Annotated in this window: 17 protein-coding genes; 13 read left to right on the forward strand and 4 right to left on the reverse strand. The window is 54.1% G+C overall.

Annotated elements, in window-relative coordinates; translation table 11 throughout:
- Positions 1 to 151: 151 nt before the first annotated feature.
- From DXU84_RS21550 to uvrD, 6 genes are all read left to right on the forward strand, one after another.
- Complete coding sequence (locus DXU84_RS21550) at positions 152 to 355, forward strand: lipoprotein (RefSeq protein ID WP_013577519.1); 204 nt, start codon at positions 152 to 154, stop codon at positions 353 to 355.
- A gap of 96 nt (positions 356 to 451) precedes the next feature.
- Complete coding sequence (gene dapF, locus DXU84_RS21555) at positions 452 to 1,276, forward strand: diaminopimelate epimerase (RefSeq protein WP_153376632.1); 825 nt, start codon at positions 452 to 454, stop codon at positions 1,274 to 1,276.
- On the forward strand, positions 1,273 to 1,977 hold the full coding sequence (locus DXU84_RS21560; RefSeq protein ID WP_013577517.1) for a DUF484 domain-containing protein: 705 nt from the start codon (positions 1,273 to 1,275) through the stop codon (positions 1,975 to 1,977). Before dapF ends, DXU84_RS21560 begins: the two co-directional genes overlap by 4 nt.
- Positions 1,974 to 2,885: a tyrosine recombinase XerC gene (gene xerC / locus DXU84_RS21565; protein ID WP_112152373.1), complete on the forward strand. Its 912-nt coding sequence runs from the start codon at positions 1,974 to 1,976 to the stop codon at positions 2,883 to 2,885. Before DXU84_RS21560 ends, xerC begins: the two co-directional genes overlap by 4 nt.
- Positions 2,885 to 3,601, forward strand: a complete 717-nt coding sequence (gene yigB, locus DXU84_RS21570; protein WP_037035464.1) for a 5-amino-6-(5-phospho-D-ribitylamino)uracil phosphatase YigB — start codon at positions 2,885 to 2,887, stop codon at positions 3,599 to 3,601. The genes xerC and yigB overlap by 1 nt, the downstream gene beginning before the upstream one ends.
- Positions 3,602 to 3,697: 96 nt before the next feature.
- A complete protein-coding gene (gene uvrD / locus DXU84_RS21575) occupies positions 3,698 to 5,860 on the forward strand; it encodes a DNA helicase II (protein WP_013577514.1) in 2,163 nt (720 codons plus the stop codon).
- Positions 5,861 to 6,002: 142 nt separating this feature from the next.
- On the opposite strand, the gene DXU84_RS21580 is transcribed toward uvrD, so the two are convergent.
- Positions 6,003 to 6,479 carry a WbuC family cupin fold metalloprotein gene (locus DXU84_RS21580; protein ID WP_112197603.1) on the reverse strand — a complete coding sequence of 159 codons (477 nt, stop codon included), beginning with the start codon at positions 6,477 to 6,479 and terminating at the stop codon, positions 6,003 to 6,005.
- 419 nt (positions 6,480 to 6,898) lie between these two features.
- Between DXU84_RS21580 and corA the strand changes: the two genes are divergently transcribed.
- Both corA and DXU84_RS21590 read left to right on the forward strand, forming a co-directional pair.
- Entirely contained in the window at positions 6,899 to 7,849 is a 951-nt protein-coding gene (gene corA / locus DXU84_RS21585) for a magnesium/cobalt transporter CorA (protein WP_013577512.1), read from the forward strand.
- A 6-nt stretch (positions 7,850 to 7,855) separates the two neighbouring features.
- Positions 7,856 to 8,923, forward strand: coding sequence for an AbrB family transcriptional regulator (locus tag DXU84_RS21590; protein WP_013577511.1), 1,068 nt, complete (start codon positions 7,856 to 7,858; stop codon positions 8,921 to 8,923).
- Here the strand turns inward: DXU84_RS21590 and rarD are convergent.
- Positions 8,888 to 9,802: an EamA family transporter RarD gene (rarD, locus tag DXU84_RS21595; protein WP_112152371.1), complete on the reverse strand. Its 915-nt coding sequence runs from the start codon at positions 9,800 to 9,802 to the stop codon at positions 8,888 to 8,890. The two genes, DXU84_RS21590 and rarD, sit on opposite strands and share 36 nt — an antisense overlap.
- 48 nt (positions 9,803 to 9,850) lie before the next feature.
- A complete protein-coding gene (locus DXU84_RS21600; protein WP_013577509.1) occupies positions 9,851 to 10,333 on the reverse strand; it encodes a thioesterase family protein in 483 nt (160 codons plus the stop codon).
- A 254-nt stretch (positions 10,334 to 10,587) separates the two neighbouring features.
- Here DXU84_RS21600 and pldA point away from each other — a divergent pair, with 254 nt between their 5' ends.
- The 3 genes from pldA to rhtC all read left to right on the forward strand — a co-directional run bounded on the left by pldA (position 10,588) and on the right by rhtC (position 14,082).
- Positions 10,588 to 11,466, forward strand: coding sequence for a phospholipase A (gene pldA, locus DXU84_RS21605; protein WP_013577507.1), 879 nt, complete (start codon positions 10,588 to 10,590; stop codon positions 11,464 to 11,466).
- Between the two features lie 128 nt (positions 11,467 to 11,594).
- On the forward strand, positions 11,595 to 13,427 hold the full coding sequence (gene recQ, locus DXU84_RS21610) for an ATP-dependent DNA helicase RecQ (RefSeq protein ID WP_013577506.1): 1,833 nt from the start codon (positions 11,595 to 11,597) through the stop codon (positions 13,425 to 13,427).
- Between the two features lie 37 nt (positions 13,428 to 13,464).
- On the forward strand, positions 13,465 to 14,082 hold the full coding sequence (gene rhtC / locus DXU84_RS21615; protein WP_013577505.1) for a threonine export protein RhtC: 618 nt from the start codon (positions 13,465 to 13,467) through the stop codon (positions 14,080 to 14,082).
- 64 nt (positions 14,083 to 14,146) lie between these two features.
- Here rhtC and rhtB read toward each other — a convergent pair whose 3' ends face one another.
- Positions 14,147 to 14,767: a homoserine/homoserine lactone efflux protein gene (gene rhtB / locus DXU84_RS21620; RefSeq protein ID WP_112152369.1), complete on the reverse strand. Its 621-nt coding sequence runs from the start codon at positions 14,765 to 14,767 to the stop codon at positions 14,147 to 14,149.
- 122 nt (positions 14,768 to 14,889) lie between these two features.
- On the opposite strand from rhtB, the gene pldB reads away from it, so the two are divergent.
- Complete coding sequence (pldB, locus tag DXU84_RS21625; RefSeq protein WP_013577503.1) at positions 14,890 to 15,882, forward strand: lysophospholipase L2; 993 nt, start codon at positions 14,890 to 14,892, stop codon at positions 15,880 to 15,882.
- Positions 15,883 to 15,930: 48 nt separating this feature from the next.
- A complete protein-coding gene (gene yigL / locus DXU84_RS21630; protein ID WP_037035470.1) occupies positions 15,931 to 16,740 on the forward strand; it encodes a sugar/pyridoxal phosphate phosphatase YigL in 810 nt (269 codons plus the stop codon).
- Positions 16,741 to 17,063: the final 323 nt, after the last annotated feature.

Below are 17,063 nucleotides of genomic sequence, written 5' to 3' on the forward strand. Positions count from 1 at the left end.
GTCCGTATCACGGACATGTGGCAGATTATCCGGCTTTCCTGCGCTTTAAACCCTGAAAATGTGCCCGGGGGTTTTGTCGATTCCTGTTGCTTTTCATGATCCACCTGCGATTATAGAGAGCTTGGTCGCATGAATTACGGGCATTCATAAAATGAAAAACGCTTTACGCTGGTCTCTGGCCGCGACAATACTCTTTTCTCTCTCCGGTTGCGGACTTAAAGGGCCGTTGTATTTCCCACCGCCGGAAAAATCAGCCACGCAAAAAACCAGCAATGTTCCGGGTACGGCGAACGATGGTTCGTCGCAGGAAAAAGGGGTATCACCAGAAAGCCTCACGACGAACTCCAGAGATTGACCAGCAAATTGTCGGGGGTTTCGTGCCATGCTGGCAGAACCCTCTTCTTAAAGGATCATCGCGACTGGATTTGACCAGCGGTAAACGGAGTCAGTTATGCAGTTCTCCAAAATGCACGGCCTGGGTAACGATTTTATGGTCGTTGATGCCGTCACTCAAAATGTCTATTTTTCTCCCGAGTTGATCCGTCGTTTGTCTGACCGTCACCGTGGCGTAGGTTTTGACCAGTTACTGGTGGTGGAACCTCCTTACGATCCCGAATTAGACTTTCATTACCGTATTTTTAACTCGGACGGCAGTGAAGTCGCGCAGTGTGGTAATGGTGCGCGCTGTTTTGCCCGCTTTGTCCGCATTAAAGGTCTGACAAACAAACGTGATATCCGCGTCAGCACGCAGACCGGCCGCATGGTGCTGACTGTCACCGAAGATGAAGAAGTGCAGGTCAACATGGGCGAGCCGGTTTTCGAGCCGCAACAGGTGCCTTTCCGTGCAGCGAAACCGGAAAAGACCTATATTCTGCGTGCAGAAGAGCGCACAGTATTTTGCGGTGTGGTGTCGATGGGAAACCCGCATTGCGTATTACAGGTGGATGATGTGCTGACAGCAGAAGTCGAGGTTCTCGGACCGATGCTGGAAAGTCATGACCGTTTTCCTGAGCGTGTGAACGTCGGTTTCATGCAGATCCTCAGCCCGGAAAGCGTAAAATTGCGCGTGTACGAGCGCGGTGCCGGTGAAACACAGGCATGCGGAAGTGGTGCCTGCGCGGCTGTGGCGGTTGGCATTCAGCAAGGTTTACTCGCAGAAGAAGTTCAGGTGGAACTGCCGGGAGGCAGCCTCGACATTCGCTGGAAAGGGCCGGGTCATCCGCTTTATATGACCGGACCTGCCACTCATGTTTACGACGGATTTATTCATCTATGAACAATCTTGATGACCAGATTGAACCGGTAATAGCTCTCGACGATGACAGCGTGATGCAATATCTGCTGCAAAACCCGGATTTCTTTATTCGCAATGCGCGCAGCGTCGAGCAGATGCACGTACCGCATCCGGTGAAAGGCAGTATTTCGCTGGTTGAATGGCAACTCGGACGTCAGCGTCATCAGATTGCCCAGCTTGAAGAAGAAATTACCTTGCTGATGGAGCAGGCTTCGGTCAACGAAGCGTTGTTCGGGCGGATGATCGAGCTTCAGGCCACGCTTGCGGCGGCCAGCAGTTTGCAGGATATGCTTAACCGCCTGCAACGCTGGGCACGCAGTCTGGGGCTGGCGGGCGCCAATGTGCGCTTGTTCAGTGAAGGCTGGCGCATCGGCGCGCCATCAGATTTCACTCATCTTGCGGTGAGCCGCAGCGCGTTTGAATCCATGCGCATCCAGCGTCTGGGCGAAACGCCGCATTATCTCGGCGGCCTGAACGGTCCGGAATTACTGCTGTTATTGCCGCAGGCGAAAGCCGTGGGTTCCGTCGCACTGTCGCTGATGGGCGAACAGGGTGAGCTGGGCGTGCTGATTTTCAGCAGCCGTGATCCCCAGCATTATCAGCCAGGAATGGGCACGGTGCTACTCAACCAACTGGCAAAAATGTTACCTGGCCTGCTGGAACGCTGGATCGAACGCGTATGAATCACACCGAATCGCCTCTCTATCCTGCAGTCGAGGCGTTTCTGCGTTACCTGCATGTTGAACGCCAGCTCAGTCCGCTTACCACCACCAATTACAGCCGCCAGTTAGAAGCCCTGATCGTCATCTCCGGCGAGATCGGTATTTCCCACTGGCAGCAACTGGATGCGCCAAAAGTCCGCATGTTACTGGCGCGCAGTAAACGCGCCGGTTTGGGGCCATCCAGTCTGGCGCTGCGCATGTCTTCGCTGCGCAGCTTTCTTGACTGGCTGGTGCGTCAGGGCGTATTAAGCGCCAATCCTGCCAAAGGCATTTCCACGCCGCGTTCACCCAAGCATTTGCCAAAAAATCTTGATGTCGATGAAGTGAATAAACTGCTGGACATCGATCTCAATGATCCGCTTTCCGTGCGTGACCGCGCGATGCTGGAAGTGATGTATGGCGGCGGGCTGCGTCTTTCGGAACTGGTGGGTATCGACTGCAAACATATCGATATGGCCTCCGGCGAAGTGCGCGTGTTGGGTAAAGGCAGCAAAGAGCGCAAAGTGCCGATCGGGCGAACGGCTGTCACCTGGCTCGAACACTGGCTGGAACGCCGCGCTGATTTTAATCCGCAGGATGACGCGATGTTTTTGTCGAGCAAAGGCAGCCGTATTTCTGCGCGTAACGTGCAAAAGCGGTTTGCTGAATGGGGCGTGAAACAGGGCGTTAACAGCCATATTCATCCGCATAAACTACGACATTCTTTTGCCACGCACGTGCTGGAATCCAGCGGGGATCTACGCGCGGTACAGGAACTGCTGGGGCACGCGAATCTGTCCACCACCCAAATCTATACCCACCTCGACTTTCAACATTTGGCGACGGTTTACGACGCCGCGCATCCCCGCGCAAAACGAGGAAAATCCTGATGAAGTTCTATCGTCCGCTGAAACGCATTGAAGCGATCACCTTCGATTTAGACGACACGCTGTATGACAATTACGACGTTATCCGCCGTACCGATACCGAAACGCTGAAATTCATGCAGGGTTTCCATCCGGCGCTGACGGATATGGCACCGGATACTGTCCGCCTGATGCGTGCAGAATTACTGGCGCAGGACGCGGAGATTTATCACGACGTCACCGAATGGCGCCGTCAGGCGGTTTTGCTGGCGATGACCCGCGCGGGTCTGAGTCGCAGTGAGGCTGAACAGGGCACCAAAGCCACAATGGAAACCTTCGCGAAGTGGCGCAGCAGGATTTATGTTCCGCAGGAAAATCACGACGCGCTGGCGGCGCTGGCCGAACGCTGGCCGCTGGTTGCTATCACTAACGGCAATGCCGATCCGCACGCCTGTGGTCTGGCGCAATATTTCCAGTTTACGTTGCGGGCGGGCGATCATGGCCGTGCCAAACCTTACGCCGACATGTATAAAAAAACGTCGATGAAGCTGGATATCCCGCTGGAAAACATTCTGCATGTGGGCGATGACCTGACGACAGACGTCGCGGGCGCGGTGCGTTGCGGGATGCAATCATGCTGGATTAATTTGCGCGAAGGCGACCTGATGCACATTAACGATGCCCGTCTGTTACCGCATATTGAGATTTCGCAGTTGGCATCGCTGACAGCATTGCTATAATCCCTTCTTAAATTACTCTGTATAAATTCACAGTGGAAATGCATTCGCGGCGATAATTTTCGCGTGAGTGCTTTTCTCATCTGACAAACGGTGCCTATGGACGTTTCTGACCTGCTCGACAGCCTGAATGAAAAACAACGTGAAGCCGTGGCCGCGCCGCGCAGCAATCTGTTGGTGCTGGCCGGAGCAGGCAGTGGCAAAACCCGCGTGCTGGTTCACCGCATAGCGTGGTTGCTGGCGGTAGAAAAGTGCTCGCCGTATTCTATTATGGCCGTCACATTTACCAATAAAGCGGCGGCAGAAATGCGCCACCGTATCGACCAGCTGATCGGCACCAGTCAGGGCGGCATGTGGATTGGTACCTTCCATGGCCTCGCGCACCGTTTGCTGCGTGCACACCATTTAGACGCCAATTTGCCACAGGATTTCCAGATCCTCGACAGTGATGACCAGATACGTCTGATCAAACGCCTGATCAAAGCCCTGAACATCGACGATAAACAATGGCCCCCGCGTCAGGCGATGTGGTACATCAACGGCAAAAAAGACGAAGGTCTGCGCCCGCAGCATGTCGAAACCTACAACAATCCCGTTGAAGCGACCTGGTTACGCATTTATCAGGCCTATCAGGAAGCTTGTGACCGTGCCGGGCTGGTGGATTTTGCCGAGCTGTTGCTGCGCGCCCACGAACTCTGGCTGAACAAGCCGCATATTTTGCAGCATTACCGCGAACGTTTTACCAACCTGATGGTGGACGAATTCCAGGACACCAACAGCATTCAGTACGCGTGGATCCGCCTGCTGGCAGGTGACAACAATAATGTGATGATCGTGGGTGATGATGACCAGTCGATTTACGGCTGGCGCGGTGCGCAGGTTGAAAACATCCAGCGCTTCCTGAAAGATTTCCCGAATGCACAAACCATCCGTCTGGAGCAGAACTACCGTTCAACCAGCACCATCCTGAAAGCCGCCAACTCACTGATTGAAAACAACAATGGCCGTATGGGTAAAAACCTGTGGACCGAGGACGGCGAAGGCGAACCGATTTCACTCTATTGCGCATTCAACGAACTGGATGAATCGCGCTTTGTGGTTAACCGCATCAAAACCTGGCAGGACAACGGCGGTGCGCTGAAAGATTGCGCCATTCTTTACCGCAGCAACGCCCAGTCGCGTGTGCTGGAAGAAGCCTTATTGCAGATGGCGATGCCATACCGTATTTATGGCGGTCAGCGGTTCTTCGACCGTCAGGAAATCAAAGATGCGCTGGCGTATCTGCGATTGATGTCGAACCGCAATGACGATGCCGCTTTTGAGCGCGTGGTGAACACACCGACGCGCGGCATCGGCGACCGCACGCTGGATGTGGTGCGCCAGACAGCACGTGATCGTCAGATGACCATGTGGCAGGCCACCCGCGCGCTGTTGCAGGAAAAAGTGCTGGCAGGTCGTGCGGCATCTTCACTGCAACGCTTCACCGAACTGGTTGACGCACTGGCGCATGAAACCTCAGATATGCCGCTGCACGTGCAGACTGACCGGGTGATTAAAGATTCCGGCCTGTTCATCATGTATGAGCAGGAAAAAGGCGAAAAAGGGCAGGCGCGAATCGAAAACTTAGAGGAACTGGTGACAGCAACACGCCAGTTCAGCTATCAGGATGAAGACGAAGATCTGATGCCGCTGCAGGCGTTTCTGTCGCATGCCGCGCTCGAAGCAGGCGAAGGGCAGGCGGATGCCAATCAGGACGCTACGCAGCTGATGACACTGCACTCGGCCAAAGGGCTGGAGTTCCCGCAGGTGTTTATCGTCGGCATGGAAGAGGGCATGTTCCCGAGCCAGATGTCGCTGGAAGAAGGCGGACGTCTGGAAGAAGAACGCCGTCTGGCGTATGTCGGCGTCACCCGCGCTATGCAGAAACTGACCCTGACCTACGCGGAAACCCGCCGTTTATACGGCAAAGAAGTGTCTCATCGCCCGTCACGTTTTGTCGGCGAACTGCCGGAAGATTGTGTCGAAGAAGTCAGGATGCGCGCCAGTGTGTCACGCCCGATGAGCAACCGCAGCGTCGGCACGCCAACCAGCGTCAGCGACACCGGCTTCAAACTCGGCCAGCGCGTTGTGCATCCTAAATTCGGCGAAGGTACTATCGTCAATATGGAAGGCAGCGGCGAACACAGCCGTCTGCAGGTGGCGTTCCCGGGCGAAGGGATTAAGTGGCTGGTTGCCGCCTACGCCCGCCTCGAAGCCGTCTGATTTTTAACTCCCTCCCCTGCGAAGGGGAGGGTTGGGGTGGGGTATTAAGGTCAAAAACCAACGTTTAAGCGCGCTTAATCTCCTGTTTTGTCTGTAAAACCCCCTCCCATCCTCCCCCTTCGCAGGGGGAGGAGCCGAAAGGTCAGAGGCTAAATGTTTCACCCACTTCGGCTTTCGCATACCATTCCAGCATTTCTTTGACACCTTCTTCGCCTTCCGGCGCGGTGCCTGGCAGATAATCCTGTTCCTGAACTGGCTGATACGCACCGTGTTTCACTTCAAAAATCACGCCGCCTTCGTCGAGAGATAGCACGCTGTGCCAGGTATTGGCCGGGATTTCCAGCAGACGGGTTTCTGCGCCGAGCCACAGGCGGTCGGTGACTTCGCCGCTGTTATCGTAAATCAGTACCAGAAAGCGACCACGCAGGGCGGTCAGCATTTCCCAGGTGTGTGGATGGCGGTGAATGCGCACATAAGTGCCGGGTTCCATGGCGATGGCCAGACGCTGAACGTCATCTTCAGGCGCCGGATGCATATTCAGATTTTGACGCAGTCGCGGTGAATGCGCCGCCTTGGTGATCAGGTCGCATAACGTATCTTGGTTTATCTGCTTAATCATTTTGGGTATCTGAAAAGTGAGGGGAGATCAGGGCATTGAGTGTAGCCAAAAAAGCACCCTCCGATAAGCCGGTAAGGTTATCAGGCCAGCCTGAAATTTATGCATAAATGTTGCCAGAATAGATTTGTTCGCGGTTGACAGTCTTTTTATTCCCGGCGTAACATGCGCGCACTATTATCAATGAGGAACTTCGCCTTGGACACACCCAGTAGATACTGGCTCAATAACCTGTTCATTAGGTACCACTTCTAAGGCCCTCCTCTTTGCTGATGGCCTTAGTGGTTGTCAGCGACCCCCGTTCTGTCGCTGTGAGTCAGATCTGAATTTGGTCTGAATTACGCCGGTGACAATTCTCACCCCGTGATTTTTTGTGCTTCAACGCGTTGTCCACTTTCTGTCATTTTTGGGAGAACGGGCACATGCTGAGTGCTTTTAAATTAGAAAACAGCCGCTTATCCCGTTTAGAGCTGGACGAGTCAGACGATCTCAAAACCTCATTGTGGGTGGATTTGGTCGAACCTGACGAGCTGGAGCGTGAGCGCGTTCAAAGTGAATTAGGGCAAAGCCTGGCGACACGTCCTGAACTGGACGACATCGAAGCTTCTGCACGTTTCTTTGAAGATGAAGACGGCCTGCACATTCACTCCTTCTTTTACTATGAAGATGCCGAAGATCATGCCGGCAACAGCACCGTGGCATTTACCGTGCGCGAAGGTCGTCTGTATACCCTGCGTGAGCGCGAATTACCGGCATTTCGTCTCTACCGTATGCGTGCCCGCAACCAGACGCTGGTTGACGGCAACGCCTATGAACTGCTGCTGGATTTGTTCGAAACTAAAATAGAGCAACTGGCGGATGAAATTGAAAATATCTACAGTGATCTGGAAAAACTCAGCCGCGTGATCATGGAAGGGCATCAGGGCGACGAATACGATGCTGCACTTTCCACGCTGGCAGAACTGGAAGATATCGGCTGGAAAGTGCGTTTATGTCTGATGGATACCCAGCGCGCGCTGAATTTCCTGGTGCGTAAGGCTCGTTTACCCGCAGGTCAGCTTGAGCAGGCACGTGAAGTATTACGCGATATCGAATCCCTGTTGCCGCACAACGAATCCCTGTTCCAGAAAGTTAACTTCCTGATGCAGGCGGCGATGGGTTTTATCAACATCGAACAGAACCGCATTATTAAGATTTTCTCGGTGGTTTCGGTGGTGTTCCTGCCGCCAACGCTGGTGGCTTCCAGTTACGGGATGAACTTTGAATTCATGCCGGAACTGAAATGGTCATTCGGTTATCCGGGCGCGATTGCGCTGATGATCCTCGCCGGGCTGGCGCCTTACCTGTACTTCAAACGTAAAAACTGGTTATAACCGACCATGCTGATGGAAAGGATGGTTCCGGCGGGGCAGTGGTTTATCCTCGTCGTTTCCTCACTGATTCTGGGCATTATTTTTCAGACCTTCCACGTTCCCGCTGCGCTCCTGCTCGGGCCGATGATTGTCGGCGTCGTCATGGGTTTATTGGGTGCCAGCGTGCGTATTCATCCGCTGTTCTTCAAAATATCGCAGGGCATTTTGGGCTGTATGATCGCGCAAAGTCTGTCGCCCTCGATTCTGCCACCGTTACTCAATGACTGGCCGCTGGTGCTGATGGTGCTGGTGGCGACGCTGCTTGCCAGCGGACTTTCCGGCTGGTTGCTGGTACGTTTTAGCCAGTTACCCGGCCCGACCGGCGCGTGGGGTTCATCACCCGGCGGTGCCAGCGCCATGGTCGCGATGGCCGGTGATTTCGGTGCGGATGTCCGTCTGGTGGCGTTTATGCAGTATCTGCGCGTGTTGTTTGTTGCCACGGCTGCCGCATTTGTTGCGCGTATGGCTATGGGCGACAGCGCATCGCTGGCGGCGGCAGTGGTCTGGTTCCCGCCGCTCACCTGGCGTTTCTTTGCCACGCTATTTCTGGCAGTAGCCGGTGTCTGGCTGGGGCCGCGCCTGCGTATCCCTTCCGGCGCGCTGCTGCTTCCGGCCATTGTCGGCGCGGTTTTGCATTCCACCGGAACGGTGACCTTAGAAGTGCCGGAATGGCTGCTGGCGATGGCGTACACGCTGATTGGCTGGAGTGTCGGGCTGCGCTTTACGCGTCCGATTTTCAAACTGGCCTTACGCACGCTGCCTCAGATGATTGCCTCGATTATCGGACTGATGCTGATTTGCGGGGGCATGGCATGGGTGCTGACCAAACTTTTGCACGTCGATATGCTGACGGCTTATCTGGCGACCAGCCCGGGCGGGCTGGACACCGTGGCGATTATTGCGGCGGGCAGCCACGCCGATTTAGGTTTTGTGATGGCGATGCAGACGCTGCGTCTGATCACCATCCTGGCAACCGGCCCCGCGATGGCGCGCTTTATCTCACGCAGTGCTGTGTCCGCTTCTTCCTCGTCGTAAACGCCCCTGCGTGTAGAGCGCATCGCCGATAAAGCACAGCAGTCCCACCCAGATAAAGCCGAAGGTGATAAGTTGTGAGGTGTTGACGGTTTCACCGTAAAACACCACGGCCAGCAGGAACATCAGCGTTGGCCCGAGATACTGGAAAAAGCCCAGCGTGGAGAGCTTCAGCCGGGCAGCGGCGGCGGTAAAGAACAGTAGCGGAATGGTGGTGATAATCCCGGCCGCCATCAGCAATAAATCCAGAGACCACGGATTCGCTGCCAGATTGCTGGTCTGGCTGTGGGCAATAAAGAACAGATAAATCCCGGCCACCGGCAGCAACCAGAGGGTTTCAATCAGCATCCCGGTTTGCGAATCTACGCCTATTTTTTTACGCAGCAGGCCATAGAAGGCGAATGTCAGGGACAGCCCGATGGCGATGACCGGCACGGAACCAAATACCCACACCTGCACCAGCACCCCGGCGAAAGCCAGCGCCACGGCGAACCATTGCAAACTTCGGAATCGTTCACGCAAAAACAGCATGCCAAGCACCACATTCACCAGCGGATTGATAAAGTAGCCGAGGCTGGCTTCCAGAATGTGATTATGATTAATTGCCCAAATAAAAATCAGCCAGTTCCCACCGACAAGCAGGGCGGTAATCAGTAACATGCCGATTTTCTTCGGTTGTGCCAATACCCGGCGGACATCGCCCCAGCTGCGGCTGACGGAGAGCAGCACTAACATAAAGAAGAAAGACCAGATCACCCGGTGAGTCAGAATTTCATCCGCCGGAACCTGTTTGATGAGCTTGAAATACGCTGGCGCGATCCCCCAGATCAGATAGGCGATAAAGGCAAAAATAACACCTTGCCGGGTACGGTGTGCGTCCATGTGGGTACCTGAAAAAAGAGTAAGGAAAGAAGCGGAGTTTACCTGATCTCAGCCCACCATATAGGTCGCCGTAGTGGTCGCGATGTGAATGCCCGTGTCGCTGTGTAAATCCACGCGCGCCACGGAGACTTTGTTCCCGGCACGGATCAGGCTGGCGGAGGCAATAAAATACTCGCCACGGCCCGGACGCAGGTAATCAACGCGTAAATCGATGGTGCCCATCTTGGATAAACGCTGACGCATTTCGGCTTCCAGTAACGGGTGATCAGGTTTGTCGCGGCGGATCAGTGAACTGGTCACACAGACCAGACCGGCGGCGACATCCAGCACCGCAGCAATTACCCCGCCGTGCAGGATTTTTTGTGCGGCATTGCCCACCAGTTTTGTCTGGTTGGTAAATTTTAACTCTGCGTAGTCGCAGTCGAGACGTTTCAGCTCGAGGCCCAGTTCGCGGTTAAACGGCATATCGTAAACGAAAATATTGCCGATCAGTTGCAGGGCAGCCTCGTGGCTGAGAGATGAAGCAGACATGAATAAATTCCTGACGAAAACGAGTGGACAGTATGTTCGCCGAAAAAGTTAACGAAGTGTTGATTTTAGGTGCGGGCAGGAAGGATTTCTACACAGCGAAGGATAAATGTATTCAGTACTCATGTAGAAATGTATTTGTGTGTAAAATGCCCTGCTTTGAGATTTCCGGATTTTAGTCAGCGCGTGGTTGGCCGGGCAGACGGCATATTTTCAAAAATAATCAGTCGATAACTTTAGGGTGAGGGTAAGGAATAATGCGTAAAAATTGGGCTGTCGGAGCCGCCATGCTGGCGATGCCAATGCTGGGACACGCCGCAGAGGCCACTGTGCAGGAAGTGCATGATAAACCTGCGGTACGCGGAAGTATTATTGCGAATATGTTGCAGGAGCACGACAACCCGTTCACATTATATCCTTACGAACAAAACTACCTGATTTACACTGATACCAGCAATATCAACAAGAAAGCCATTCAGTCTTACGACTGGGCAGATAAAGCACGTCATGATGAAGTCGAGTTCCAGCTCAGCCTGGCGTTCCCGTTGTGGCGTGGAATTGCGGGTGATAACTCGGTGCTCGGCGCGTCTTACACGCAAAAATCATTCTGGCAGCTTTCCAACAGCGGCGAGTCTTCACCTTTTCGTGAGACCAACTACGAGCCACAGCTTTTCCTCGCCTGGGCAACGGATTACGATTTCCTCGGCTGGACATTGCGCGAAGCAGAATATGGTGTCAGCCATCAGTCTAACGGCCGCTCAGATCCGACGTCCCGCAGCTGGAACCGCGTGTATGCCCGTTTCATGGCGCAAAACGGTAACTGGCAGGTGGATTTAAAACCGTGGTACCGCATCCCTGAAAGCGATGAAAACGACGATAACCCGGACATCAACAAATACATGGGTTATTACCGCCTGAAAGTCGGTTATGCGTGGGGTGACAGCGTGTTCAGCGTGGAAAGCCGTTACAACTGGAATACCGGTTACGGCGGTGCGACGACTGGCTGGAGCTACCCGATTTCCAAACAGGTTCGCTTCTATACTCAGGTATTTAGCGGCTACGGCGAGTCATTGATCGACTACAACCATAAGCAGACCCGTATCGGTGTGGGTATTATGCTTAACGACATCATGTAATTGCGCCATACTTCTGGTTGCAGTTGCGTTGGCCGCACCCGGAATTATTTAGGGTATATTATGTCGGTGCAGTACAGCCCCGGCGGCTTTAGGGCTTAGCCGGGTGGTTTGAACAGTTGGGGAATTGAGTGTCTACGGCGGCAGTGATAAACAAAGAAGAGCTGGCTCATCAGGTATTACGCGATACCTTCGGCTATCAGCAATTCAGACCAGGCCAGCAAACTATCATCAATACCGCCCTTTCTGGCCGGGATTGTCTGGTAGTGATGCCAACAGGCGGCGGTAAATCGCTGTGCTATCAAATTCCCGCGCTGGTGATGGACGGCCTGACGCTGGTTGTTTCGCCGCTCATCTCGCTGATGAAAGATCAGGTCGACCAGCTGATGGCCGCAGGCGTTGAAGCCGGTTGCCTGAACTCAACGCAAACCCGTGAGCAACAGCTGGAAGTGATGGCCGGTTGCCGTGCGGGACGTATCAAAATGCTGTATATCGCGCCGGAACGCCTGATGATGGGCGATTTCCTCGAGCAGCTGCAACAGTGGAATCCGGCGATGCTTGCCGTCGATGAAGCTCACTGTATTTCCCAATGGGGCCACGATTTCCGCCCGGAATATCGCGCGCTCGGCCAGCTGAAACTGCGTTATCCGCAACTGCCGGTGATTGCCCTGACCGCAACCGCCGATGAGGCCACACGTAACGATATCGTCCGTCTGCTGGAGCTGAACGATCCGCTGATTCAGGTCAGCAGTTTCGATCGCCCGAATATCCGTTACACGCTGGTGGAAAAATTTAAGCCGCTCGATCAGCTGATTCGTTTTGTGCAGGATCAGCGCGGTAAAAGCGGCATTATTTACTGTAACAGCCGTGCCAAAGTGGAAGACACAGCCGCCCGTCTGCAAAGCCGCGGGCTGAGCGTCGGCGCGTATCACGCCGGGCTGGATAACGACACCCGCGCTCGCGTGCAGGAAGGTTTCCAGCGCGACGACCTGCAAATTGTGGTCGCCACCGTCGCCTTCGGGATGGGCATCAACAAACCTAACGTGCGTTTTGTGGTGCACTTTGATATTCCACGCACCATCGAGTCTTATTATCAGGAAACGGGCCGGGCAGGGCGTGACGGCCTGCCTGCCGAAGCGGTGCTGCTTTACGATCCGGCTGATATGGCCTGGCTGCGCCGCTGTCTGGAAGAGAAACCGGCGGGCGCTCAGCAGGATGTTGAACGCCATAAGCTGAATGCCATGAATGCGTTTGCGGAAGCGCAAACCTGCCGCCGTCTGGTGCTGCTCAATTACTTCGGTGAAGGCAAACAGAACGCCTGCGGTAACTGCGATGTGTGTCTTGACCCGCCAAAACGCTATGACGGTTTGCTGGATGCGCAGAAAGCGTTGTCGGTCGTTGCGCGCGTCGGACAACGTTTTGGCTTAGGGTATGTGGTCGAAGTGCTGCGCGGTTCGAACAACCAGCGTATCCGCGAATACGGCCACGACAAGCTGACTGTGTACGGCATCGGCAAAGAACACAGCAACGAACACTGGACCAGCGTGGTTCGCCAACTGATCCATCTCGGGCTGATTACGCAAAATATTGCCATGCACTCAGCGTTACAACTGACGGAATCGGCGCGTCCGGTTTTACGGGGCGAAATCCCGTTGCAGTTGGCCGTGCCGCGTATTCAGACGCTCAAAATTAAAAGCAGTGCCAGCCAGAAAACTTACGGCGGGAATTACGATCGTAAGTTGTTTGCTAAATTGCGTAAACTGCGTAAGTCACTGGCGGATGACAATAATGTGCCGCCGTACGTGGTATTTAACGACACGACGCTGCTGGAAATGGCTGAACATCTGCCCGTCAGCGCGAGCGATTTGCTGGACATCACGGGTGTTGGTCAGCGTAAGCTGGAGAAATTCGGCAGGCCATTTATGGCGATGATCCGCGATCACATCGATAACGGCGACGAATAAGAATTCTGTTTCCTACACATAACACAGAGAGTTAATCATGCTGATGCTATTCCTGACGGTTGCGATGGTTCATCTGATCGCGCTGATGAGTCCGGGGCCGGACTTCTTCTTTGTCTCACAAACCGCCGCCAGCCGGTCGCGTAAAGAAGCCATGATGGGTGTGATTGGTATTACGCTCGGCGTACTGGTGTGGGCAGCGGTTGCGCTGATGGGATTACATTTAATTCTGCAAAAAATGGCCTGGCTGCATCAGATCATCACCGTCGGCGGCGGCCTGTATCTGTGCTGGATGGGCTGGCAGTTGATGAAATCAGCACGTGCTAAAAAACAAAACGGCGACGACACTCCGGTAACGCTGCCTGCCCGTGGCCGCACGTTTATGCGCGGGCTGCTGACCAATCTTTCGAATCCTAAAGCTGTTATTTACTTCGGCAGCGTGTTCTCTATGTTCGTTGGCGACAGTGTCAGCGGTGGCGAGCGTCTGGGTATATTTCTGCTGATTGTGGTGGAAACCCTGGCCTGGTTCTCGTTAGTGGCGCTGGTTTTTGCCCTGCCGAAAATGCGTCGCGGATATCAGCGTTTAGCAAAATGGATTGATGGCGTGGCAGGCGTGGTGTTTGCAGGCTTTGGTGTTGCGCTTATCGTGAATCGTTAATCAACGCATTTTGCACATGAAAAAGGGTTCGGTTGATGCCGAACCCTTTTTGCATTTTGCGGCGTTAAACCTTTCTGGCACTTGCCAGCAACACACCCACCAGCATAAACAGTGAGCCGAAAATGCGGTTCAGCAACTGCATTTGTTTCGGGGCTTTCACCCAGCCGGCGATGCGCGTGGCCAGCGTGGCGTAACCGATCATCACAATAATATCGACAACGACGGTGGTCACGCCGAGTACCATGTATTGTGCAGCCTGAGGCTGGTGCGCAATGATAAACTGCGGGAATAACGCGGCCAGAAACACAATGCTTTTTGGATTGGTCAGGTTCACCAGGATGGCGCGTTTGAATAAACGGCGACGCGGCATACTGCTGGCGAGCGCGCTCAGATCAATCGCACCGGCAGAACGCCACTGGCAAATACCCAGCCAGATTAAGTACGCCGCACCCAGCCATTTGAGAATTTCAAAGGCCATCAGCGATGATGAGATCAGTGCGCCCAGCCCGATACCGACCAGTACGATGTGGATGGATAACCCGAGTTGTAACCCGGCGATTGACGCCACCGCCCCGCGATAGCCGTGGCTGATGCCCGTACTCATCGTGTTAATGGCACCGGAGCCGGGGGATAAACTTAAAATAGAAGTGGTGAGCAGGTAGGTTAACCACCAGTCAAGTGTCATTGCGAGACTCCCTGAATACGTTTTATGTTGTTTTATGGCACAATACGCCATTGTTTATAATTGCGCTATAACTCACAAATAACACTTTTCCTCCTCCCTGCCTGACGACTTTGGATCATTGAATGCCTGTGAATTTTGGGAAGTGGTTAACACGAGAGAAGGAGTTTTCCGCCTTCGCGACCGGACCTTTGCTGGATTTCTGGCGTACGCGCGAAGAAGGCGAGTTTAGCGGCGTTGACGATGTCCCGATCCGCTATGTCCGGTTCTGTTCCCCCGCGCATGATAAAGTCATCGTGGTGTCACCGGGTCGTATAGAAAGCTACGTAAAATATCCTGAAGTAGCCTACGATTTATTCCATTGCGGCTACGATGTCATGATTGTCGATCACCGCGGTCAGGGGCGTTCCGGGCGTATGCTCGACGATCCGCATTGTGGCCACGTTAAGCATTTTGACGATTATGTTGAGGATTTCGAAAGCTTTTATCAGCTGGAGATTGCCCCACGTCAGTACGCGAAAAAGTTCGCGCTGGCACACTCCATGGGCGGTGCGATCCTGGCGCTGTTTCTGGCGAAAAATCCGGACAAGTTTGATGCAGCGGCGTTACTCGCGCCGATGACCGGCATTTATTTGCCGATGCCGGGCTGGATTTCCCGCCGGATCCTCAACTGGGCGGAGAATCGTCCGCTACGCCGTGACGGCTATGCGCTGGGCACCGGTCACTGGCGGCCATTACCGTTTGTGGTCAACCGCCTGACACACAGCCGTGAGCGTTATCGCCGTAATCTGCGTTTTTATGCCGATTACCCTGAGCTGCAGGTCGGCGGGCCAACCTATCATTGGGTACGTGAAGGGATTGAGGCGGGGATGCATATCCTGAAAGAAGCCGAAAAAATCACCACCCCTGTTCTGTTATTGCAGGCGAGCGAAGACCGTGTGGTGGATAACCGGTCCCATCTTGCTTTTTGTCAGGCCATGGCCGTTGCGGGACACCCTTGTGAAGGGGAAAAACCGCTGGTCATTGAAGGCGCGCGCCATGAGATCCTGTTTGAACGGGACGACCTGAGGGCACAGGCGCTGGACGCTATCATGCGCTTTTTTGCGCGACAGCATTAATCCGCGGTTCGCCGCGCACAACTCCATCAGAGGTTAGAACCTAACGCTATGTACCATGTTGTTGCTTCCGATTTAGATGGCACGCTGCTATCACCTGATCATACCCTGAGCCCGTTCGCCAAAGAGACGCTGAAATTGCTGACCCAGCGCGACGTGCATTTCGTGTTCGCCACCGGGCGTCACCATATCGATGTAGCGCAGATGCGCGACAATCTGGAAATCAGTGCGTACATGATCACCTCCAACGGTGCGCGCGTGCATAACACCGACGGTGACCTGATTTTCTCGCACAATCTGGATGAAGACATCGCCAGAGACCTGTTCGGCATCATGCATAACAATCCGGATATTCTGACCAACGTTTATCGCAACGATGACTGGTACATGAACCGTGACCGCGCCGATCAGGATGATTTTTTCCGCGAATCCGTTTTCAAATACAAACTGTATGAACCGGGTTTGCTGGAAACTGACGGTATCTGCAAAGTGTATTTCACCTGTGAAGATCATGAAAAACTGTTGCCACTGGAAGAAGCGATCAATGCGCGCTGGGGCGACCGTGTGAATGTCAGCTTCTCACTGCCGGTATGTCTGGAAGTGATGGCAGGCGGCGTATCGAAAGGGCATGCGCTGGAATATGTCTCCAAGCTGATGGGCTATTCCCTGAAGGATTGCATCGCCTTTGGTGATGGTCTCAATGACCTGGAAATGCTGAGCATGGCCGGTAAAGGTTGTCTGATGAGCGGTTCGTTGCCACGTCTGAAAGCCGCCATGCCGGATGCAGAAATCATCGGATCCAACGCCGACGACGCGGTACCGCATTACCTTCGTAAGATGTATCTGGCCGAAGAAAGCTAATCGGTTTTGAAGCAAAGTCGTAGAACCAAAGCAGGGCGGTTGTCCTGCTTTGGGATCTGTATCTGCCGCTTTATTGCCGATGCCGCTGAAGCCTAACGTGCCGATGTTGAGGCTGTTTTTATCCGCCGAACTTGTGCTGGCAAGCACCGCGCCATCGAGCTGCGTATGCCCGCCCACCGTGATATCAAAGCCGCCGTCACCGGCATAAATACCGGACTGCTCAACCACCGGGTTGTAGTCGCTGTTCATTTTGTCATTAGCGGCACTGATGCCGCCCGAACCGGTCATGGTGCCGAATGAGAAGCTGGCACCGCCGCTGATGC

This window comes from Rahnella sp. RcJ3, from assembly GCF_009498575.1.
In the GTDB taxonomy this organism is placed as follows: domain Bacteria; phylum Pseudomonadota; class Gammaproteobacteria; order Enterobacterales; family Enterobacteriaceae; genus Rahnella; species Rahnella aceris.

Bases quoted from the DNA above. Each gene is read 5' to 3' on its own strand.
- uvrD (WP_013577514.1), top strand. From the start codon at position 3,698: ATGGACGTTTCTGACCTGCTCGACAGCCTGAATGAAAAACAACGTGAA.
- yigL (WP_037035470.1), top strand. From the start codon at position 15,931: ATGTACCATGTTGTTGCTTCCGATTTAGATGGCACGCTGCTATCACCT.
- rhtC (WP_013577505.1), top strand. From the start codon at position 13,465: ATGCTGATGCTATTCCTGACGGTTGCGATGGTTCATCTGATCGCGCTG.
- DXU84_RS21560 (WP_013577517.1), top strand. From the start codon at position 1,273: ATGAACAATCTTGATGACCAGATTGAACCGGTAATAGCTCTCGACGAT.
- yigB (WP_037035464.1), top strand. From the start codon at position 2,885: ATGAAGTTCTATCGTCCGCTGAAACGCATTGAAGCGATCACCTTCGAT.
- DXU84_RS21580 (WP_112197603.1), bottom strand. From the start codon at position 6,479: ATGATTAAGCAGATAAACCAAGATACGTTATGCGACCTGATCACCAAG.
- rhtB (WP_112152369.1), bottom strand. From the start codon at position 14,767: ATGACACTTGACTGGTGGTTAACCTACCTGCTCACCACTTCTATTTTA.
- dapF (WP_153376632.1), top strand. From the start codon at position 452: ATGCAGTTCTCCAAAATGCACGGCCTGGGTAACGATTTTATGGTCGTT.
- DXU84_RS21600 (WP_013577509.1), bottom strand. From the start codon at position 10,333: ATGTCTGCTTCATCTCTCAGCCACGAGGCTGCCCTGCAACTGATCGGC.
- DXU84_RS21590 (WP_013577511.1), top strand. From the start codon at position 7,856: ATGCTGATGGAAAGGATGGTTCCGGCGGGGCAGTGGTTTATCCTCGTC.
- xerC (WP_112152373.1), top strand. From the start codon at position 1,974: ATGAATCACACCGAATCGCCTCTCTATCCTGCAGTCGAGGCGTTTCTG.
- rarD (WP_112152371.1), bottom strand. From the start codon at position 9,802: ATGGACGCACACCGTACCCGGCAAGGTGTTATTTTTGCCTTTATCGCC.
- corA (WP_013577512.1), top strand. From the start codon at position 6,899: ATGCTGAGTGCTTTTAAATTAGAAAACAGCCGCTTATCCCGTTTAGAG.
- DXU84_RS21550 (WP_013577519.1), top strand. From the start codon at position 152: ATGAAAAACGCTTTACGCTGGTCTCTGGCCGCGACAATACTCTTTTCT.
- pldB (WP_013577503.1), top strand. From the start codon at position 14,890: ATGCCTGTGAATTTTGGGAAGTGGTTAACACGAGAGAAGGAGTTTTCC.
- pldA (WP_013577507.1), top strand. From the start codon at position 10,588: ATGCGTAAAAATTGGGCTGTCGGAGCCGCCATGCTGGCGATGCCAATG.